Genomic DNA, 20,383 nt, shown 5'->3' with positions numbered 1-20,383 from the left:
GGGGCGCCCGCTCACTTCGTCGGCTGCGGACTGGCCTTCTTCTGGGCGGCGTTGAACTCCGCGACGTTGCGCTGGTGTTCCTCGTAACTCGACGTGAACCGGGTGTCGCCCGGCTTGACGGTGACGAAGTAGAGCCAGTCGCCCGGCGTCGGACTGATCGCGGCCCGCATCGCCTCCTCGCCCGGGTTGTCGATCGGCGTGGGCGGAAGTCCCATCCGCTGGTACGAGTTGTAGGGGCTGTCGATCCGCGTGTCGCTCTCGGTGGTCTTCAACGTGGTGCGGTTCAAGGCGTAGTTGACGGTCGAGTCCAGTTGGAGCGGCATCCCGCGCTCCAGGCGGTTGAAGACCACCCTGGCCACCTTGCCCATGTCCTCCGGGGTGGCGGCCTCGGCCTGCACGAGGCTCGCGACGGTCACCGCCTGGTAGACGTTCATCGCGTTGCGCTGGGCACCGGCCGAGACCGGGGCGCCGTTGAACTTCTTGTCGGCGGTGCGCACCATGGCCGTGAGCAGCGACTCCGGCGTCGTCTTCTCGGCGAGCGGGTACGTGGCAGGGAAGAGGTAGCCCTCCGGGTTGCCCTCCGCCTCGCTCGGCAGTTTCAGGGCCGCCTTGGTGAGGGTCTTCTTGGCGCTGCCCGGGGGCAGCGCGAGGGCTTTGTCGATGGCGTCGTAGACCTGGCCCGAGCGCCATCCCTCCGGGATCACCAGCGAGGTGGGCCGGGCGTCCTCGTCGTCACCCGAGGTGAGCAGCGGCACCGCCACGGCGGTAGCGGCCACGACGGCTCCGGTCGCGATGAGGGCGAGACGGCCCCGGCGCGTCAGTCGAATCGTGCTCCGAGGCGGAGTGTTGATCTGCATACGGGCACGTTAACCCGCATGTGGTCACAATTCCGACATATCTTCAGCTTGTCGGTTCCAGTTGGGCGTCTCGGCGTACGAGAGCCGCGTATCGTCCGTCCCGCTCCATCAGCTCCGCGTGGGTGCCGCGCTCGGCCAGCCGCCCGGAGTCGAGGACCACGATCTGGTCGGCGTCGCGGACGGTGGAGAGACGGTGCGCGATGGTGATGGTGGTGCGGTCGGCGGACAGGGCGTCTATCGCGTCCTGCACGGCGGCCTCGGTGCGGGTGTCCAGGGCGCTGGTCGCCTCGTCGAGGATCAGCACCGGCGGGTCCCGCAGGATGGTCCTGGCGATGGCGAGGCGCTGCTTCTCACCACCGGAGAACCGGTGGCCGCGCTCGCCGACGACGGTGTCGTACCCGTCGGGCAGGGCCGTGATGTGGTCGTCTATCTGCGCGGCCCTGGCCGCCGCCCGCAGCTCCTCGTCGGTGGCGTCGGGCTTGGCGAAGCGCAGGTTCTCGGCGACGGTCGCGTGGAAGAGGTACGTCTCCTGGGAGACGACGCCGATCGCGCGGGCGAGGGTGTCGAAGTCGAGGTCGCGCACGTCGACGCCGTCCAGGGTGACCCGGCCGCCGGTGACATCGTAGAGCCTCGGCACCAGGTGGCCGAAGGTCGACTTGCCCGCGCCGGTCGGGCCGACGACGGCGAGGCTGTCGCCCGCGGGGACGCCGATGTCGATGCCGTCGAGGATCGCGGCGCCCTGGTCGTCGTAGCGGAACTCGACGTTCTCGAAGCGGATCTCGCCCCTGATCCGGTCGAGGCGCACCGGGCGCTCCCGTTCGGTGATGTCGATCGGCAGGTCCAGGTACTCGAAGATGCGCTGGAAGAGGGCGAGCGAGGTCTGTATCTGCACGCCGGTCGACAGCAGGCTGACCGCGGGCCGGAACAGGCCCTGCTGGAGCGAGACGAAGGCGACGATCGTGCCGATCGACGTCTGCGGTCCGCCCGTGCGCAGCACCATGCCCGCCGTCCAGTAGATGACCGCGGGCATCGCGGCCATCACCATCGTGATGACGGCCATCCGCCAGCGCCCGGCCATGTTCGACCGGACCTCCAGGTCCACCAGTTGCTCGGACTCCTCCGCGAAGGAGCGGGTGAGCGAGTCGGTGCGGCCCATCGTGCGGCCCAGCAGGATGCCGCTGACGGAGAGCGACTCGGTGACCGTCGCGGCCATCGCCGCCATCTGCTTCTGGCGCTGGGTGGTGATCTTCTTGCGTTCGTTGCCGACGCGCCTGCTGATCCACACGAAGACGGGGAGCAGGAGCAGCGAGACGACGGTCAGCCGCCAGTCGAGGGCGATCATCGCGACGATCGTGGCGATGACGCTGGTCGCGTTGGAGACCAGCGAGGTCGCGGTGGAGGTCACGGTGGCCTGCATGCCGCCGATGTCGTTGGCGATGCGGGACTGGACCTCGCCGGTGCGGGTCCGGGTGAAGAAGGCCAGCGACATGCGCTGGAGCCGGTCGTAGACGGCGGTGCGCAGGTCGTGCATGACCCGCTGGCCGACCGTGGTCGATATCAGGGTCTGCAGGACGCCGAAGACGCTGCTGAGGACGGCGCTGAGGATCATACCGAGGGCGAGCAGGCTGAGCAGCCCGGTGCGGCCCTGCGGGATCGCGACGTCGAGCGTCTCCTTCAGGAGGAACGGGGTGGCCACCGAGACCAGTGAGGCGGCGCCCACCAGCAGGCCGACGATCGCGAGCCTGGCGCGGTAGGGGCGGAAGAGACGGAGGATACGGCGGACCTGCCGGGGCTGCCCGTCGGCGTCGGTCGGCGGTGTCCAGCGGGTTTCGAGATCGGGAGGCAATGGACTCCTAGGTTCGTCGGATACGGGGTTTCTTCGTCGGAAACGAGGTCTCACGGAGCTTAGCTCATTGTTACCTATGTTCACAATGAGCAGAGTCCTGTTATTGTTCCCTCATGACCACGTCCGATTCCGACAGCCAGCTCGCCGAACAGCTGCTGCGGCTCACCCGCCGGGTGCACCGCATCCAGAAGCGGCACATCGAGGAGTGCGGGCTCGGCGTCACGCCGGCGCAGTCCCGGCTGCTGCGCACGCTGGCGCACTACGGCTCGCCGCCGCGCATGGCCGACCTCGCGGAACGCCTGGAGGTGGTCCCCCGCGCGATCACGACCCTGGTCGACGGTCTGGAGGCGGGCGGCAAGGTGCGGCGGGCGCCGGATCCGTCCAACCGCCGGGTGATCCGCGTCGAGCTGACCGAGGACGGACGGCGCGCGCTCGGCCGGTTGCGCGGGGCGCGGCGCTCGGCGGCCGAGGAGATCCTCGGGGCCCTCTCCGACGAACAGCGCAGGGAACTCGGCGGACTCCTCGACACCCTGATGGACGGCACGACGGACCAGCACGGGCCGGAGACACACCGGCCGGAGGGGCACGGGGCTGGCGAGCATGGGTCTGGTGGGCGCGGGGCTGGCGGACATGGCGCTGGCGGACATGGGCCTGGCGAGCACGGATCTGGAGAGCACCGATCCGGTGGGCAGGAGCGGGTGCCGCACTGAGCCGGGGCGGGGTGTGCCGGGGTGCGCGCCGGCGTGGGGTGGTGCGGCTCGTGCCGCTGGGTCAGGCCGGGCGGCGGTGGATGGGCCGGTGGCACACGGCGTCGCGGCGGGGGTGGGGACGGGCCGAGGGCACGGCGGCATGGTCGTACGCGGGGCGCGACGCCGGGGTGGGGCGGTACGGGTCAGTGCGGCTCGTGCCGCTGGGTCAGGCCGGGAGGTGGGCCGGTGGCACGGCGGCGCGGCCGTACGCAGGGCGTCCGGGCCGGGCAGGTTCCGTCTCCTCCTGAGCCTCCGCTCGCCGAGCGGCCGTGGGCCCCTGACCGTCCCCTCCTCCGGTGCGCTTCCCGGAGAGGGGACGGCCGACCCGTCGGTCAGCAGCGGACGCGGTCCTGCGTGAGCACCCCCTGGACGGTGGTCACCGTGCGGTCGTGGCAACCGTCGGAGCCGTGGAGCCGGTAGCGCTCCCGCGTCGTCCCGACCGCGTGCCGTTCCTCGCGGGGCACCCCGGTGGTGTACGTCGCGTCACCCGTGTAGGTGTCGTCGAGCCTCGACCAGCCGACCCGCCGTCCACCCGCCGACTCGGTCACGGCGGCCCGGTCGCCGAGGGTCATCTCGCTCCGCAGCCGGGCGTCGGCGCCGACCGTGGTGACGCCGTTCATCGTGTACGTCCGGTGTGTCCGGGTGGTCCGGGACGGCGACCGCCCGTCGTCCACCGTCACCGACTCGTCGTCGCTCCAACGCCCGTCGAGCCGGTCCATGTCCTCCCCGTCCGTCCAGCGGTGCGTGGAGGTGGTGGCCAGAGCGCGGGTGACGGTGGTGGTGACCCGGCCGTGCGAGGTGTCCACGTACCCGGCGACCGTCAGCCCGTACGCCCCCTCCGTGTCGACCCGCTCCGTCGAACCGGGCGTGTACGTCGATGAGTTGACGAGAGTCCCGGCCCGGTGCGCGGTCAGCTTCCCCGTGACGTGCGCGCGGCCGGCGTCCTGCCACACCAGCACGTTCACCGGGGCACTCCACCCGCTCTGCCCCTCGGGAACCCCGGCCACGGTGACCTCGACGCGGTGCGGGCGCCCGTCGTTGAGCAGCCCGGCGAAGGGGGTCAGGTCGTACTCGATCGGCCGCACGTCGAAGGCGCGCGGGCCCGGGATCACGTACCAGAGGAAGGGGTTGGACCAGCCTCCGGTCCACACGTGCGGGAACGGCGCGGCCGTCCCGGCGAGTTGCCCGTCGACCGAGATGTCCACCTCGCGGTAGGGCCCGCCGTCGGCCTGGCAGGAGTAGGGCGCGGAGTCGGGCACGGTCAGGTACCAGAACTCCTCGCAGCCGCCGCCCGACCCGGTCGCGTAGACCTCGGCGACGACGCGCTCGCTATTGCGCGGGGTGGTGACGGTGCCGCCCTCCCCGAGGGTGAGCACCCGGTCGGGGACGCCTTCGCCGTGACCGCGTGCCCGGTCGGGGGCACCTTCTGCGAGGCCGTGCGCCCGGTCGGGGGCTGCCGTGGGCCGCCCGGCGTAGAAGGTCAGGGTGACCTCGACGTCGATCACGCCCGTGTACATGTCGTCGACGACGTTCCCGATGAGCATCTCGACGTCCCTGGCGCCCCGGAAGGTGTCGCTGTAGCGCGTGACGTCCTTCTCGACCGACCACGCGATGCCGTCGGGCGAGGGCTCCGGTGTCGAGGTGCGCAGCACTTCCACCCCGCCGACGTGGAGGTATCCGAGCCGGTCGTACTGCCGTCCCTTGACCTTCCCGTCGAGCCGCAGCACGACCTTGCTCCACCGGGTGCCGCACCCGGTGGGCGGGGTGTAGGTCCCCCGGTAGGGCGTGAAGTCGCGGAACGCCGCCCGGACGAGCGTCACCCGGCAGGACTTCCCGGCGGGCTTGCCCACGGCCGGTGCCGCCGTCACCGGGTCGTGCCAGTCGGTGCCGAACTCGGCCGGGACGTCAACCGCTCGGGCCGGGACCGTCCCGAACAGCGTGCCCACGACGAGAAGCGTGCCGGTGAGCATGGACATGATTAATCGTCTCTTCATGGCCGTGTTCTACGGGGTGCCGCCGACCTCCGCAATGCCGCCTCCCCCGCCCCTCCTCCCGGCCCCCGCCCGTCACTCCTCCCGCGCCGCGAGAGACGCCCTGTCCCCCATCACCACCACGGGGTGGCGGTCCTGATCGAGGGTGCGCAGCAGGGACCGCATCCCGTCCTCGGACAGACTCACGCAGCCCGAGGTGCCGCTGCCGTGGTCCATGTGCAGCCAGATCCCGCCGCCCCGGGACTCCCCTTCGGGACGGGTCGGATCGTCGGGCGGGTTCCCCCTGACCCGGTTGTAGTCGATGGCGATCACGTAGTCGAAGTCGTGCCAGTGGGATTCGGCCCACCAGCGCGGGGCGGCGAAGGACGCGGAGCGGGTGTAGGGCAGCCTGGACCCGGGGTCCGGGAGCACACCGCCCGCGTCCGTGAGCGTGAACACCCCGACCGGGCTGCGCCTGTCGCCCTCGTGGTGGTCCATGGTCCACCCCCGCTTCCCGTTGTGCGCGGGCCAGGACGAGGTCCTGGCCCAGGCCGCTCCCCGCTTCGTGTAGAGCACGACCGTCGAGTCCGCCGAGTCGGATCCGCTCCCGTAGACGGCGACGACCTGCCGGGTGTTTGCGGGAATCCGGTGCCGCAACCAGGCTCCGATCCCCGGCAGTTGCTCGGTGACGGCGGCTCCGGTCCAGACGCCCGCCCCGGGGGACGTCGCGTCCGCAGGCGGGCCCTTCACCGTCCCCGACCCGCTGGGGCCCGCCTCTCCTCGTCGTCCCTCTGCCGTCCCTCGGGTGCCGCCGGTGCTGCCCGTCCCGTCAGTGCGGGCGGTGGCTTCCGGGTGGGCGGTGCCGCCGTCGCTGGTGCCTCCGGCGGGGCCGCATGCCGCAGTCAGCGCCAGCAAGGTCCCGAGGGCGGCCGTCGCGACCGTCGCGCGCAGTGCGTTGTGCATCGGCCCATAGTGACACCACGTTCCGGACGATTGCGCCCAGTTCGGTGGATAGGGGCCGGTGCTCCCGGCAGCCGATTCCGTACGAGGCGACGGAAAACCCCTTGCCCCCGACCCCGCCTCGCGGGGAACCTTGCACGGTTTGCTGCCACCGCCGCTCGCGGAACACCTGCCTCCCCTTCCTTACCGGCCCTCTCTCCCTGCTCCCCGGCCCTTCTCCTCCCTCCCCTGACACGAGCCACCTGGACGTCATCCGTCATGCAGATTCAAGACCTCCCTTACGCAGACCCGGGCGTGCCCGACGCCCGCTCGGGTCCCCGTTTCCTGTGGTGGCTCGGCCGCAACCAACTGGGCGGCCAGGCCAAGGCCCTGGCCTGGGGACTGCTGCACTTCGCATCCGTCTCCGCCCTCCCGTTCTGCGTCGGTGTCGCCGTCCAGGCCGTCATCGACCGCTCCGGCCGCCACCTGGCCCTCGCCGGGCTCCTCCTGCTGCTCGCCTGCGTCGGCAACGCGGTCGGCGACACCTTCCTGCACCGCGCCGCCGTCACCAACTGGATCACCGGCGCCGCCCGGGTGCAGCAACTGCTCGCCCGCAAGGCCGCGTCGCTGGGTTCGGCGCTGACCCGGCGGGTGGCGGCGGGTGAGGTGGTGGCCGTGTCGACCGGTGACGTCGAGAAGATCGGCTGGTTCGTGGAGGCGATCTCCCGTTTCACGGCGGCCGCCGTCACCATCGTGCTGGTCTGCGTCGCGCTGGTGATCTATCAGCCCGCCCTCGGTGTGGTCGTCGCCGTGGGCCTGCCCGTGCTGGCGCTGGCCGTGCTGCCCCTGCTGCCCCGCGCCACCCGGCGCGCGGATTTCCAGCGGGAGAAGGCGGGGCGGGCCACCGAACTCGCCTCGGACACCGTGGCCGGACTGCGGGTCCTGCGGGGCATCGGCGGCGAGGAACTCTTCCTCGACCGGTACCGCCGGGCCTCCCAGGAGGTCAGGCACGCCGCCGTGCGCAGCGCGCGGATGTGGGCCCTGATCTCCGCGATCCAGGTGCTGCTGCCGGGGCTGCTGCTGATCACCGTGGTCTGGTACGGCGTCCATCTGGCACGGCAGGGCCGGATCACCGTCGGCGAACTGGTGACGGTCTACAGCTCGGTCATGGTCCTCACCTATCCTCTGCGGCATTTCGAGGAGATCGCCATGGCGTACTCCTTCTCCCGGCCTTCGGCCCAACGGGCGGCGCGCGTCCTGTCATTGGAACGAACCACACATGTCGGCGGTTCCCGGGACGAGGGTCCTCTCTCGGGCGATCTGTACGACCCGGTGACCGGACTGCTCGCCCCCGAGGGCCTGTTCACGGCCGTGGTGTGCGGGGACCCCGACGCGGCGGGCCGCCTGGCGGAACGGCTGGGCGGACACGCAGGCGAGGCGGTGGCCCCCGGGGACGAGGGGGCGGGGGCCGGGGCATCCGGTGCTTCGGCGTCGACGTCCAAGGGCTCGGTGGCCGGGGACGAGCCGGTGCCCGAGGAGGCCGGCGGCGGGAGCGTTCCGGTGTCCGAGAGGACGGCGTCCCCGGGTGCCGTGGGCGCCGACGAGGCGTCCGTCCTGCTCGGCGGTGTGCCGCTGGACGAGCTGCCGATCGGGGCGGCCCGTGCCGCCGTGCTGGTCCAGGACAAGGACCCGGTCCTGCTCTCCGGGACCCTGCGCGAACTGCTCGACGTGCCCGCCTCCGGTGCCGTCGGCGCGCAGGCCGCGCTGTCCGCCGCCCAGTGCGACGACGTGCTGGCCGCGCTGGTCGAGGGCTCGCTCGACGCGGCCGACCCGATGGACTCCCGGATCACCGAACGCGGCCGGTCCCTGTCCGGCGGGCAGCGGCAGCGGCTCGCGCTGGCCCGGTCGCTGATCACCGACCCCGAGGTGCTCGTCCTGGACGAGCCGACGTCGGCGGTCGACTCCCACACCGAGGCCAGGATCGCGGCGGGTCTGAAGGACCTGCGCGCGGGGCGCACCACCGTCGTCTTCACCTCCTCGCCGCTCCTGCTCGACCAGGCGGAACGGGTGGTGCTGGTGCACGGGGGCGAGGTCGCCGCCGAGGGCGAGCACCGCACGCTGCTGCTCGGCGACGCCAGGTACCGGGCGGTCGTGACCCGCGAGACCGACGACGGGACCACCCCGCTGGACATGGACGACGAAACGACCCTGCGGGGCGTTCTGGAAGAGATCGAGGAGACGGCATGATCGGCGTGGCGCCACCGGCGTACGACCCGGCGGCCCCGACGACGGCGAACACGCTGCCCGTCGGCGCCGCCGCGACCGTACGCGCCTACGTGACCGAGCTGTTCCGGCGGCACCGCCGGGCCCTGCTGGTCCTGATGGCGGTCAACACGGTCTCCGTGGTCGCCTCGATGGTGGGCCCCTGGCTCCTGGGCGACCTCGTGGAACGGGTCTCGGACCAGACGCGTGACCTCCATCTGGAGCTGTCGGCCGCCCTGTTCGTCGGCGCGCTCATCGTGCAGGCGGTGTTCGTCCGCGAGGTCCGGCTGCGCGGGGCGATGCTCGGCGAGCGGATGCTGGCCGACCTGCGCGAGGACTTCCTGGTCCGTTCGGTGGGACTCCCGCCGGGTGTCCTCGAACGGGCCGGTACCGGTGATCTGCTCTCCCGGATCACCACCGACATCGACCGGCTCGCGAACGCGATGCGCGAGGCCGTGCCGCAGCTCTCCATCGGCGTCGTCTGGGTCGTGCTGCTGCTCGGCGGTCTGGTCGTGACGGCTCCTCCGCTGGCCGCCGCCGTGCTGCTGGCCCTGCCGCTGCTGATCGTCGGCTGCCGCTGGTACTTCAAGCGGGCGCCGTCCGCCTACCGCTCCGAGGCCGCCGGTTACTCCGCCGTGGCCGCGGCACTCGCGGAGACCGTGGACGCGGGCCGCACCGTCGAGGCGCACCGCCTCGGCGACCGCCGCACCGCGCTCTCCGACCGGCGCGTCCAGGAGTGGACCGCGTGGGAGCGGTACACCCTGTGGCTGCGTTCGGTGCTCTTCCCGTTCATCAACGTCACCCATGTCGCCGTGCTCGCGTCGGTCCTCCTGATCGGCGGGGTGTTCGTGCTGCACGGCTGGATCGACGTCGGCCAGCTGACCACGAGCGCGCTCATCGCGCAGATGCTCGTCGACCCCGTGGGGATCATCCTGCGCTGGTACGACGAGCTCCAGGTGGCCCAGGTGTCGCTGGCCCGGCTGGTCGGGGTCCGGGACATCGAGCCCGCCGCCGGTGACGCCTCGGTGGTCCCCGACGGACGGAACGTGCACGCCGACCGGGTCCACTTCGGGTACCGCGAGGGCGTCGACGTCCTGCGCGAGGTCTCCCTGAAGGTCGCCCCGGGCACCCGGCTGGCCCTGGTCGGCCCGTCCGGCGCGGGGAAGTCCACGCTGGGCAGGCTGCTCGCCGGGATCTACGCGCCCCGGGACGGCAGGATCACCCTGGGCGGCGCCGAGCTGTCCCGGATGCCGGCCGAGCGGGTCCGCTCCCACGTCGCCCTCGTCAACCAGGAGCACCACGTCTTCGTGGGCGCCCTGCGCGACAACCTGCTGCTGGCCAGGGCCGACGCCGAGGACGCCGAGCTGTGGGCGGCCCTGGGCGCCGTCGACGCGGACGGCTGGGCGCGGGCCCTGGGCGACGGCCTGGACACGGAGGTCGGCTCGGGCGGGCTCGCGCTCACCCCGGCGCAGGCGCAGCAGATCGCGCTGGCCCGTCTGGTGCTGGCGGACCCGCACACGCTGGTCCTGGACGAGGCGACCTCGCTGCTCGATCCGCGCGCGGCCCGGCATCTGGAGCGGTCGCTGGCCCGCGTCCTGGACGGCCGCACCGTCGTCGCGATCGCCCATCGCCTGCACACGGCGCACGACGCGGACGTCATCGCCGTCGTGGAGAGCGGACGCATCACCGAGCTGGGCAGCCACGACGAGCTGGTCGCGGCGGACGGCGCGTACGCGGCGCTGTGGCGGTCCTGGCACGGGTGAGCGAGCAGTGGAGTCCGCCCCGGACCTGACGGTTCCGGGGCGGACCGCCCCGATCGGCCGAAGCGGACGCCGCCGAGCAACCGTCACGCGTGCGCGCACCGTCGTCCGCCGGACACCACCGACCGAGGCCCGCGCGCCATGCGTCGGTCCGTGGTGTCCGCCACCGACCGGCACCCGCACCGGCGCAGAGCGGACACCGCCGGCCGATACCCGCGCACGCACCGTCGCGGGACGGCCACCGCGGGTCGCTCGGCGTCCGTCGAGGCCGGTCCCTCGGCGGAATCGTCGGTGCGGCCGGCGCCCCTCCCCGCCCGCGGTCACCGCCGGTCGCATGGGATCCGCCGAGGTTCGTCCCGCGGCGGAGACGGCGGGACGACCGGCCCCCTCCCAGCCCGCCGCGAGGCGGTCCGCGGCCCCTCGCCAGGTCCCGGGCATCGCGGTGGACGAACCTGCGCGGGGCGGGCTCCGGTGCCCTTCGCGCACCGTGCCCCCGTCGCGTGGCGTTGCGCGGTCCCGAAAGGGGGTGGAAGGGTGGAGAGCGGCACCGACTCGGGCAGCGCCCTCCCGCCCCGGCGGGAAGAGAACCGTCCGCACCTCATGGAGGCACCCGTGAACAGCTCCGACGGACGCGGGGACGACGTCTACCAGCCCGACGGCTCCGAGGTGCAGGACGACGCGGGGCTGCTCGACGCCGAGGACACCCTGGACGACGACGGTGTCGACGATCCGCTCGACCGGGGCTGGTCGCCGCCCGAGAGGCCGTGGGCGGTGGAGCACAGCGGCGTCACGGCGGCCGAGGGGCACCGGGGCGAGACGCTGGACCAGAGGCTGGCCGAGGAGCGGCCGGACGTCACCGCACCCGACGGCGACGGCATCGGCGACAGCGGGGACACCGACGGCGAGCCGCTGGACGACGAGGTCGGGGCGGTCCGCTCCGGTCGGCTCGTGGCCCCCGACGAGGGAGCCCACGAGGACGAGGAGAGCGCGTTGATCGCGACGGACGTGGGTGTCGACGGCGCCGGTGCCTCGGCCGAGGAGGCCGCCGTGCACATCGTCGACGAGGACGCCCTGTCCGGTTGAGGAGGAGCGCACATGCAGCAGGACAAGCACCCGGAGTACCGCCCGGTCGTCTTCCGTGACCGCGCCGCGGGCTACGCCTTCCTGACCCGGTCCACCGCGACGAGCGAGCGGACCATCGAGTGGGACGACGGCGAGACCTACCCGGTTGTGGACGTGGAGATCTCCTCGGAGAGCCACCCGTTCTACACGGGCAAGGCCCGCACGGTGGACTCGGAGGGCCGCATCGCCCAGTTCGAACGGCGCTACGGCGGCGGAACCGGCGAGGCACCAGGCGCTCCGGGCTGAGTCCGCCGGCGGGACACCCCGGGCCGTCCCGCCGAGGCGGGTGCCCCGGGCGGTGCGGGTGTGCCCGCCCGCACCGGGACACTCCGTCCTCAGATGAAGTTCAGCGCGGCCGCGCAGCCCACTCCGCCGAGCACCATGAACACCGGCATGAGCACCTTCAGCTCCACCCAGCTGCCCGCCCGGAAGCGCATGGCCTTCGGCGGGCCGAGCGGGTACCAGCGCTTGCGGCCGACCGGGATCGGCCACAAGATCGGGCAGCCCGAGACGGTCAGCGCGTCCCCGATGTCGTGCACCAGGGCGCCCAGCACGATCGGCAGGCCCAGCCACAGGTACTCCTGGCCAGGCGCGGTGAAGAGCCAGTTCGCGCCGTTGCCGGGCTCGTCCAGAATGCCCGCGAGGATCCACGCGCTGGTCGCCGCGAGCAGCCAGACCAGGACGTCGCTGCTGGAGCCGCGGGCCGCCCGCCACAGCAAGCCCTCGATCGCGAGCACCATGTGGACGAAGAGGATGCCCAGCACCGCCCATCGTCCGCCGGTTATCGCCGCGACCGAGGCGCCGCCGCCGATCAGGACCGCCCACAGCCAGGTGTGGGTGAGGGTGCGGTGACCGCCCGAGCGGCGCGGGTCGCCGGGCTTCCTGGTCGCCTTGTAGACGGCGTAGGAGAGCTTGTCGACGATCTCGCACAGCCAGCGCGAGACCGGGCCGAACGCCCTCGAGATGGTCGCCGCCTTGTGGTCGAGGTCGGGCGCCAGGGCGGCGCCCGCGCAGATCAGCGCTCCGACCAGGAGGACCGGCCAGGGCATCGCGTGTCCGGCCGCGGCAGCCGCCGCGCCGATCCCGAGCCACGCCGCCGCGCCCGACAGTGAGTGTGCTGGTCCCATCATGGCCGTTCTCCGCCCCATTCCTCTTGTGCCGCTGTCCAGTTGACCGGGTGCGCTGACGCTCCGTCGGCGCCCCAGCGTATCGGTCATGATCTTCGGCCGGGCAGCCGATTCCCCGGTGGCGGGTGAGGCCAGGCAAGATGGGTCTGTGACCCTCATCGATCAGCTGCCGCCGACCGCAGACCCCGACGCCCTCTACGAAGCCTTCGAGTCGTGGGCCGAGGAGCGCGGTCTCACGCTCTACTCCCACCAGGAGGAGGCGCTGATCGAGGTCGTCTCGGGCGCGAACGTGATCGTGTCGACGCCGACCGGCTCCGGCAAGAGCATGATCGCGGCGGGCGCGCACTTCGCGGCGCTGGCCAGGGACGAGGTCACCTTTTACACGGCGCCGATCAAGGCGCTCGTCTCGGAGAAGTTCTTCGAGCTGTGCAAGCTGTTCGGCACCGAGAACGTCGGCATGCTGACCGGTGACGCGTCCGTGAACGCGGACGCCCCGGTGATCTGCTGCACCGCCGAGGTCCTCGCGTCGATCGCACTGCGCGACGGCAAGGACGCGGACATCGGCCAGGTCGTGATGGACGAGTTCCACTTCTACGCGGAGCCGGACCGCGGCTGGGCCTGGCAGATCCCGCTGCTCGAACTGCCGCAGGCGCAGTTCATCCTGATGTCGGCCACCCTCGGCGACGTCTCCATGTTCGAGAAGGACCTCACCCGGCGCACCGGCCGGCCGACCTCGGTGGTCCGCTCGGCGACCCGCCCGGTGCCGCTGTCCTACGAGTACCGCTTCAGCCCGCTCACCGACACCCTCACCGAGCTGCTCCAGACGAAACAGGCGCCCGTCTACATCGTGCACTTCACCCAGGCGCAGGCCGTGGAGCGGGCGCAGGCGCTGATGAGCATCAACATGTGTTCGCGCGAGGAGAAGGACCGGATCGCCGACCTGATCGGCAACTTCCGCTTCACCACGAAGTTCGGTCAGAACCTCTCCCGGTACGTGCGGCACGGGATCGGTGTCCACCACGCGGGCATGCTGCCCAAGTACCGGCGGCTGGTGGAGAAGCTCGCGCAGGCCGGTCTGCTGAAGGTGATCTGCGGTACGGACACCCTCGGGGTGGGCGTCAACGTCCCCATCCGCACGGTGCTGTTCACCGCGCTCACCAAGTACGACGGCAACCGGGTGCGCACGCTGCGCGCCCGCGAGTTCCACCAGATCGCCGGACGGGCGGGCCGGGCCGGTTTCGACACGGCCGGTTTCGTGGTCGCGCAGGCTCCCGAGCACGTGATCGAGAACGAGAAGGCGCTCGCGAAGGCGGGCGACGACCCGAAGAAGCGCCGCAAGGTGGTGCGCAAGAAGGCCCCGGAGGGCTTTGTCGGCTGGACGGAGAACACCTTCGAGAAGCTCATCGCCTCCGAGCCGGAGCCGCTGACCTCCCGGTTCCGGGTGACGCACACGATGCTGCTGTCGGTGATCGCGCGGCCGGGCAACGCCTTCGACGCGATGCGGCACCTGCTGGAGGACAACCACGAGCCGCGCAGGGCGCAGTTGCGGCACATCCGGCGGGCCATCGCCATCTACCGCTCGCTGCTGGACGGCGGCATCGTCGAGAAGCTCGACGAGCCCGACGCGACGGGTCGTGTCGTGCGCCTCACGGTCGATCTCCAGCAGGACTTCGCGCTGAACCAGCCGCTGTCCACCTTCGCCCTGGCCGCCTTCGAACTCCTCGACCCCGAGTCGCCGTCGTACGCGCTGGACATGGTCTCGGTGGTGGAGTCCACGCTGGACGATCCCCGGCAGATCCTCGCCGCCCAGCAGAACAAGGCGCGGGGCGAGGCCGTCGCCCTGATGAAGGCGGACGGTGTCGAGTACGAGGAGCGGATGGAGCGGCTCCAGGACATCGGCTACCCGAAGCCGCAGGAGGAGCTGCTCTTCCACGCCTACAACACCTACCGCAAGAGCCACCCCTGGGTGGGCGACCACCCGCTGTCGCCGAAGTCCGTCGTGCGGGACATGTACGAACGGGCGCTGTCCTTCACCGAGTTGGTCTCCCTGTACGAGCTGGCGCGCACCGAGGGCATCGTGCTGCGGTACCTGGCGGGCGCCTACAAGGCCCTGGACCACACCGTCCCGGACGACCTCAAGTCGGAGGACCTCCAGGATCTGATCGAGTGGCTGGGCGAGATGGTGCGCCAGGTCGACTCCAGCCTGCTGGACGAGTGGGAGCAGCTCGCCAACCCGGAGGTGATGACCGCCGAGGAGGCGCAGGAGAGGGCCGACGAGGTCAAGCCGGTCACCACCAACGCGCGCGCCTTCCGGGTCCTGGTCCGCAACGCCCTGTTCCGGCGGGTCGAGCTGGCCGCCCTCGACCAGGTCGACGAACTGGGGGAGATGGACGCCGACGCCGGGTGGGACGCGGACGCCTGGGGCGAGGCGATGGACAAGTACTGGGACGAGTACGACGACCTGGGGACGGGCCCCGACGCCCGCGGCCCCAAGCTGCTGGTGATCCAGGAGGCGCCGCAGGACGGCGTCTGGCGGGTCCGGCAGATCTTCGACGACCCGAACGACGACCACGACTGGGGCATCAGCGCGGAGGTCGACCTCGCGGCCTCGGACGCGGAGGGCCGCGCCGTGCTGCGGGTCACCGCTGTCGGTCAGCTCTGAGCCAAGGAGACATTCCCGCATGACGAACCCGGCCGAGAGACTGGTCGATCTGCTCGACCTGGAGCAGATCGAGGTCAACATCTTCCGTGGCCGCAGCCCGCAGGAGTCGCTGCAGCGGGTCTTCGGCGGCCAGGTGGCGGGCCAGGCGCTGGTCGCCGCGGGCCGCACCACCGACGGCGACCGCCCGGTGCACTCGCTGCACGCGTACTTCCTGCGTCCGGGTCGGCCGGGCGTGCCCATCGTGTACCAGGTGGAGCGGGTACGGGACGGCCGGTCGTTCACGACCCGGCGGGTCACGGGGGTGCAGCAGGGCCGCACGATCTTCAACCTCACCGCCTCCTTCCACAAGCCCGAGGTGGGTCCGTTCGAACATCAGCTGCCGCCGGCCCGGAAGGTCCCCGATCCCGAGTCCCTGCCGACGGTGGTGGACGAGGTGCGGGAGCATCTGGGCGCGCTCCCCGAGCAGCTGGAGCGGATGGCCCGCCGTCAGCCCTTCGACATCCGCTATGTGGACCGGCTGCGCTGGAACGCCGACGACATCGAGGGCGCCGAGCCGCGCAGCGCCGTGTGGATGCGCGCGGTCGGGCCGCTCGGTGACGCCCCGCTCGTGCACACCTGCGCGCTGACGTACGCCAGCGACATGACGCTGCTGGACGCGGTCCGTATCCCCGTCGAGCCGCTGTGGGGTCCGCGGAGCTTCGACATGGCGTCCCTGGACCACGCGATGTGGTTCCACCGTCCGTTCCGCGCGGACGAGTGGTTCCTGTACGACCAGGAGTCGCCCATCGCCACCGGCGGCCGGGGACTCGCCCGCGGGCGGATCTACGACCTGGAGGGGCGGCTGCTGGTGTCCGTGGTCCAGGAGGGCCTGTTCCGGTCCCTGTAGATCACACGTGCTCGGTCTCCCGGTGCGGCGCGGTCCTGCGGCCCGCCCGGCGCAGGCGGCCCAGCAGTCCGCGCGGGTGGCGGGGCTGTTCCTGTCGGTGCGGTGCCCCGGTCCGGGGTACGGCGAGCGGCGGTGGCGCCGCTGCCGGGACGGTCGCCCCCGGTTCCGGGCGGAGCAGGGGGTGCCGGGCGCGGGCCTCGGCCACGGTCTGCGCCAGGTCGGCCCGCAGCCAGCCGATCTCGTCCGGTTCGACGGCCGTGGTGATCCGCTCGGCGACCTGGGCGGTGGCCGAGCCCGGTGCGCCGTGGGGCATCGTCCGGGGCAGGGAGCGGCTCAGGCGGGCGCGTTCGTCGGGGTCGGGGACGATCTCGGCGACGTGGGCCGGGTCGAGCAGGGAGGCCAGGGCCGCCGCGCGGGCCCACGGCCGGCCGTCCGCCTCGCGCAGCAGGAACCCGAGCTGCCGTCCCCGCCAGTTGCGGGCCCGCAGGTCGAGCCCCTCGGCCAGTTGCTCGCGCAGTCCGGTCGGGGTCCGTCCTGTCAGGAGTGGCTTGTTGTCGTCAGTGGCGGCGAACTGCCGCAGCTCTTCGGCCAGATAGTGCCAGACGACCGCGCGATACCGGTTGAGGTAGAAGGTCACCGGCACCACGACGCCCAGCCGCGCCAGGCGGGTGAACCTGCCCGGTGAGATCTCCAGAAGCTCCGCCGCCTCCCGGGTCCCGACCGTCTCGACGCGACCGCGCAGGGCCTCGGGGAACCCGGTCCGCGCACGCAACCGGTCGATCTCGGCGCTGCTCACCCGGCGTCCGCCACCGCCTTCGTCGGGGACGGTCCTGATGTGGCCGAGCCGGACGGCCAGGTCGAACTCGCCTCGCCTGAGCGCCAGTTCCCGGGCCGCTCTGGCGGGCGCGTAGGTCGGTCCTTGCGGTGTCGGGACGTTCTCTGCGGCCATGGTCGCTCTCCCCCGTGGAGTACGTGGTCCGCGCCGTTCGCGCGGCCTCGGAAAAACCGTAGCCGCTCGCGCGGATCTCGTGGCGGCCTGTGGATAACCCCACGGGAGGTTGCAAAAGTGCAGGTCAGGAGTCTTTCGCCGGGGTGCGTTCGGGCTCGCGGGCCTCGACGGCGAGGTGTTCGCCGACCCGGTTGACGAGCAGGGTCATCTCGTAGGCGATCTGGCCGATGTCCGCTTCCGCCGCACTGAACACGCACAGGCAACTGCCGTCGCCCGCCGCGGTGACGAACAGCACCGCGTCATCGAATTCGATCATGGTCTGTCTGACGCCGCCCGCGCCGAAGTGGCGGCCTGATCCCTTGGCGAGGCTGTGCAGCCCTGAGGAGACCGCGGCGAGGTGCTCCGCGTCCTCGCGCCGTAAGCCCGTGCTCGCCCCGGTGACCAGTCCGTCGTTGGACAGCACCAGTGCGTGACGCACGTGTTCGACGCGCTCCGTCAGATCGTCCAGCAGCCAGCCGAGTCTCTGGTTCTGCCCCATGGTCCCTGTATCTCCCCGTGTGCCGACTCCCCCTGGCTGGAGGATCTCTCCGCAAGCCTTCCCCACCCGGGGCGCGCGGACAAGCAGGATGGAAGCCATGGCACAGAAGATGACCGATGAGGAATGGCGGGCCTTCGTTTCGGAGGGAACCCGCACCGGAAAGCTGTCGACCGTGCGGTCCGACGGGAGTCCGCACGTGGCCCCGATCTGGTTCCTGCTGGACGGGGACGACATCGTGTTCAACACCGGCGCCACGACGGTGAAGGGCCGGAACCTGATCCGCGACGGACGGGCCGCGCTCTGTGTGGACGACGACCGTCCACCGTTCGATTTCGTGGTGGTGCAAGGCCGGGTGGCGATCTCGGAGGACCCGGACGAGCTGCGGCTCTGGTCGGCGCGGATCGGCGGGCGGTACATGGGCGAGGACAGGGCGGAGGAGTTCGGGGCCCGCAACGGCGTCCCCGGTGAACTGCTCGTCCGGCTGCGGGTCGAGAAGGTGCTCGCCCAGCGGGCCGTGGCGAGCTGACCGGCCGCTTTCCGCAGGACACGGTGCGCTGCGGCGCGAAGGACGCGTCGCCGCGCACCGGCGGACCGGCGGACCGGCGGACCGGCGGACCGGCGGACCGGCGGACCGGGCGATGGTGCGGGATCATGCGGTCCATGAGCGACGACCACACCCATGTCCAGGAGTTCTTCGGACCCCGCGCGGCCGACTGGGACCGCCGGTTCCCCGACGACGGACCCGCCTACGCGGCCGCCGTCGCCGAACTGGGCCTGCGCGAGGGCGGGCGGGTGCTCGACGCGGGCTGCGGCACCGGGCGCGCGCTGCCTCCCCTGCGGGCCGCTGTCGGCGCGTCGGGCCTGGTGCTCGGCGCGGATCTGACACCGGCCATGCTGGCGGCAGCCGTTGCGGCGGGCCGGGACGGCGACGGCCTACTGCTGCTGGCGGACGTGGCCGCGCTGCCGTTGCGGCCCGGGTCGCTGGACGCGGTGTTCGCGGCCGGGCTCATCGCGCATCTGCCGCATCCGGAGGAGAACCTGCGGGAGTTGGCGCGGGTGGTGCGCCCAGGGGGCACGCTCGCGCTGTTCCACCCCATCGGCCGGGCGGCGCTCGCGGCACGTCAGGGCCGCCGGATCACACCGGACGACCTGCGGGCGGAGTCGAACCTCCGTCCGCTGCTGGCCGGTTCGGGGTGGCGGATGACGTCCTACGTGGACGAGGACTCCCGTTTCCTGGCCCTGGCCGTGCGGACGCCCTGACCTGAGCGCCATCGGCCGTCGGCGGCGAGCCGCGGCACCGCCTGGGCCCGATGTGCCGTGTCCCCTCGGAGAACCGCGGTCCCGGGTGTGCCTCTGGAAGTCGTGACAACGGGCTCGCGTGCGCACTAGGGTGCGCGCGGTTGGTCGAACGGATGAGGAGGCTGGGATGGCCGGGACGGACGAGGACACCGTCGCCGCCGCGGACGACGCGCTCTACGTACTCACGGCGGTGCTCCTGACACCGGCGAAGTTCCCGAGCGTGCTGGGCGACGACTATCCGGAGGCCTGCGCGGCGCTCGGCCTCGCTCCGCTCGCCGACGGATACGGGCTGGTGCTGGGCCAGGACGAGGGCGGGGCCCGGTGGACCGTCGTGGTCGACGACGTCTCGCTGGTCGCCGTCGCCATAGCCTCCTGGGACTGCGGCATGGAGTACGACCTGTCGCCCGGCGAGCGCACGGTCGTCGCCGCGCTCCCCGGCTGGCCGCTCGCGGTCGCCGTCGCAGCCCCGCACGTCCCGGCGCCGCACGATCCCGCCCCGGAGATCGCGGACGGCCCGGTGTTGTCGCCACCGGACACCTCGGTGTGGGGTCCGGCCCAGCGCCGCCTGGGCGCGGACGAGATCGCCCTGCAGTGGGCGGTGTGGCGTGAGCAGCTCGACGCGACGGACTTCCCGACGTCCGCGAGCGCCGACACCCCCGACTCGGCCGACGGGGGCGACCAGGGCACGGACGGCGCTCGGGGCACCGGGCCGGGCGGCTCGGCGGCAAAGGGCCATGGCGGTGTCCGGCGGGTCTTGGCAGAGGCGCGCGCCTATGTGGAGGCGCCTCCGCCTCTGGGGCGGGTCCGTTCCTCCTTCGCGCCGGGTGACGCGCGGACCCTGCGTGCCGACGGGCCCGGCTGGTCGCTGGTGGCCAGGACCGACGACATCGCGTTCGTGCTGCTGGACGAGGAGCCCGGCGAGGTGCTGCCGGTGGGCCGGGGGCCGGAGCTGCCCAGCCTGCTGGAAGGCCTGGACAAGGTGGCCGTCCGGCCCCTCTGAGAGCGCCGGGGCTCGCCCGTGCGAACAGGGATCAGCGGCCCAGCTCCTTCCGGCTGACCCGGCGCAGCCTCCGTCGCTGGGCGGGATCCAGGGTGAGATACGCGGCGGCGGGCACGCCCAGAACGATCAGCAGCGCCGCCCACCAGGGCAACCAGATCAACAGAAGCAGCCCGACGGCCACGCCTCCCACGGCGATCTTGGTGTTCATCGACATGTGCGTCGCCTCCTCCGCGGCCACGGCCGCTCTCTGTTCTCACAACGGCTCCGCGCCACGCACGGTTCCGGACGGCGACCCTGAGACGTCCCTGACATGCGACCCCTAGTCGTCCCTTATATGGTCCTCCCCCGCCGCCGTGCGGCCCAGATCTTCAGGGCGGTCACCTCACGGGGACGATGGCGTCACGGACCGGTCTCGGT

17 protein-coding genes and 1 pseudogene are annotated in these 20,383 nt (G+C 72.3%); 10 read left to right on the top strand and 8 right to left on the bottom strand.

The features are described from left to right. Positions 1-11: 11 nt before the first annotated feature. Entirely contained in the window at positions 12-857 is an 846-nt protein-coding gene (mltG, locus tag GA0115242_RS20900; RefSeq protein WP_093830694.1) for an endolytic transglycosylase MltG, read from the bottom strand. 43 nt (positions 858-900) lie between these two features. Beyond that, complete coding sequence (locus tag GA0115242_RS20895) at positions 901-2,703, bottom strand: ABC transporter ATP-binding protein (protein ID WP_093830692.1); 1,803 nt, start codon at positions 2,701-2,703, stop codon at positions 901-903. Between the two features lie 113 nt (positions 2,704-2,816). Between GA0115242_RS20895 and GA0115242_RS20890 the strand changes: the two are divergent. Beyond that, positions 2,817-3,260 (top strand): annotated as a pseudogene (locus GA0115242_RS20890) (MarR family winged helix-turn-helix transcriptional regulator); the annotation flags it as partial. A 524-nt stretch (positions 3,261-3,784) separates the two neighbouring features. Here the strand turns inward: GA0115242_RS20890 and GA0115242_RS20885 are convergent. Both GA0115242_RS20885 and GA0115242_RS20880 read right to left on the bottom strand, forming a co-directional pair. After that, on the bottom strand, positions 3,785-5,446 hold the full coding sequence (locus tag GA0115242_RS20885) for a peptide-N4-asparagine amidase (RefSeq protein ID WP_237549185.1): 1,662 nt from the start codon (positions 5,444-5,446) through the stop codon (positions 3,785-3,787). 72 nt (positions 5,447-5,518) lie between these two features. Further along, complete coding sequence (locus tag GA0115242_RS20880; protein ID WP_093830686.1) at positions 5,519-6,385, bottom strand: L,D-transpeptidase family protein; 867 nt, start codon at positions 6,383-6,385, stop codon at positions 5,519-5,521. A gap of 255 nt (positions 6,386-6,640) precedes the next feature. Between GA0115242_RS20880 and GA0115242_RS20875 the strand changes: the two genes are divergently transcribed. The 4 genes from GA0115242_RS20875 to GA0115242_RS20860 all read left to right on the top strand — a co-directional run bounded on the left by GA0115242_RS20875 (position 6,641) and on the right by GA0115242_RS20860 (position 11,751). Then, positions 6,641-8,608, top strand: coding sequence for an ABC transporter transmembrane domain-containing protein (locus GA0115242_RS20875; protein ID WP_093830684.1), 1,968 nt, complete (start codon positions 6,641-6,643; stop codon positions 8,606-8,608). Further along, a complete protein-coding gene (locus GA0115242_RS20870) occupies positions 8,605-10,386 on the top strand; it encodes an ABC transporter ATP-binding protein (protein ID WP_093830682.1) in 1,782 nt (593 codons plus the stop codon). Before GA0115242_RS20875 ends, GA0115242_RS20870 begins: the two co-directional genes overlap by 4 nt. Positions 10,387-10,995: 609 nt before the next feature. After that, positions 10,996-11,466, top strand: a complete 471-nt coding sequence (locus tag GA0115242_RS20865; RefSeq protein ID WP_093830735.1) for a DUF5709 domain-containing protein — start codon at positions 10,996-10,998, stop codon at positions 11,464-11,466. Positions 11,467-11,478: 12 nt separating this feature from the next. Beyond that, a complete protein-coding gene (locus GA0115242_RS20860) occupies positions 11,479-11,751 on the top strand; it encodes a type B 50S ribosomal protein L31 (protein ID WP_093830680.1) in 273 nt (90 codons plus the stop codon). An 89-nt stretch (positions 11,752-11,840) separates the two neighbouring features. On the opposite strand, the gene GA0115242_RS20855 is transcribed toward GA0115242_RS20860, so the two are convergent. Further along, on the bottom strand, positions 11,841-12,635 hold the full coding sequence (locus GA0115242_RS20855; protein ID WP_093830678.1) for a metal-dependent hydrolase: 795 nt from the start codon (positions 12,633-12,635) through the stop codon (positions 11,841-11,843). A gap of 145 nt (positions 12,636-12,780) precedes the next feature. On the opposite strand from GA0115242_RS20855, the gene GA0115242_RS20850 reads away from it, so the two are divergent. Further along, entirely contained in the window at positions 12,781-15,294 is a 2,514-nt protein-coding gene (locus tag GA0115242_RS20850; RefSeq protein WP_093830676.1) for a DEAD/DEAH box helicase, read from the top strand. 19 nt (positions 15,295-15,313) lie between these two features. After that, complete coding sequence (locus GA0115242_RS20845) at positions 15,314-16,180, top strand: acyl-CoA thioesterase (protein ID WP_093830674.1); 867 nt, start codon at positions 15,314-15,316, stop codon at positions 16,178-16,180. Between the two features lies 1 nt (position 16,181). Here GA0115242_RS20845 and GA0115242_RS20840 read toward each other — a convergent pair whose 3' ends face one another. Together GA0115242_RS20840 and GA0115242_RS20835 are read right to left on the bottom strand one after the other, a co-directional pair. Beyond that, positions 16,182-17,129 carry a DUF6397 family protein gene (locus GA0115242_RS20840; RefSeq protein ID WP_093830672.1) on the bottom strand — a complete coding sequence of 316 codons (948 nt, stop codon included), beginning with the start codon at positions 17,127-17,129 and terminating at the stop codon, positions 16,182-16,184. A 124-nt stretch (positions 17,130-17,253) separates the two neighbouring features. After that, positions 17,254-17,667, bottom strand: a complete 414-nt coding sequence (locus GA0115242_RS20835; protein WP_093830670.1) for a roadblock/LC7 domain-containing protein — start codon at positions 17,665-17,667, stop codon at positions 17,254-17,256. Between the two features lie 97 nt (positions 17,668-17,764). Here GA0115242_RS20835 and GA0115242_RS20830 point away from each other — a divergent pair, with 97 nt between their 5' ends. The 3 genes from GA0115242_RS20830 to GA0115242_RS20820 all read left to right on the top strand — a co-directional run bounded on the left by GA0115242_RS20830 (position 17,765) and on the right by GA0115242_RS20820 (position 19,966). Next, positions 17,765-18,193 carry a PPOX class F420-dependent oxidoreductase gene (locus GA0115242_RS20830; protein WP_093830668.1) on the top strand — a complete coding sequence of 143 codons (429 nt, stop codon included), beginning with the start codon at positions 17,765-17,767 and terminating at the stop codon, positions 18,191-18,193. Positions 18,194-18,327: 134 nt separating this feature from the next. Beyond that, entirely contained in the window at positions 18,328-18,927 is a 600-nt protein-coding gene (locus GA0115242_RS20825; RefSeq protein ID WP_093830733.1) for a class I SAM-dependent methyltransferase, read from the top strand. Between the two features lie 166 nt (positions 18,928-19,093). After that, positions 19,094-19,966: a hypothetical protein gene (locus tag GA0115242_RS20820; RefSeq protein WP_093830666.1), complete on the top strand. Its 873-nt coding sequence runs from the start codon at positions 19,094-19,096 to the stop codon at positions 19,964-19,966. A 31-nt stretch (positions 19,967-19,997) separates the two neighbouring features. On the opposite strand, the gene GA0115242_RS20815 is transcribed toward GA0115242_RS20820, so the two are convergent. Beyond that, positions 19,998-20,180 carry a hypothetical protein gene (locus GA0115242_RS20815; protein WP_093830664.1) on the bottom strand — a complete coding sequence of 61 codons (183 nt, stop codon included), beginning with the start codon at positions 20,178-20,180 and terminating at the stop codon, positions 19,998-20,000. Positions 20,181-20,383 lie beyond the last annotated feature (203 nt).

This window comes from Streptomyces sp. SolWspMP-5a-2 (genome assembly GCF_900091845.1).
Classification (GTDB): Bacteria; Actinomycetota; Actinomycetes; order Streptomycetales; family Streptomycetaceae; genus Streptomyces; species Streptomyces doudnae.
Note: the sequence above shows the minus strand (reverse complement) of the source record. Positions and strands in the feature narration are given on the sequence as shown.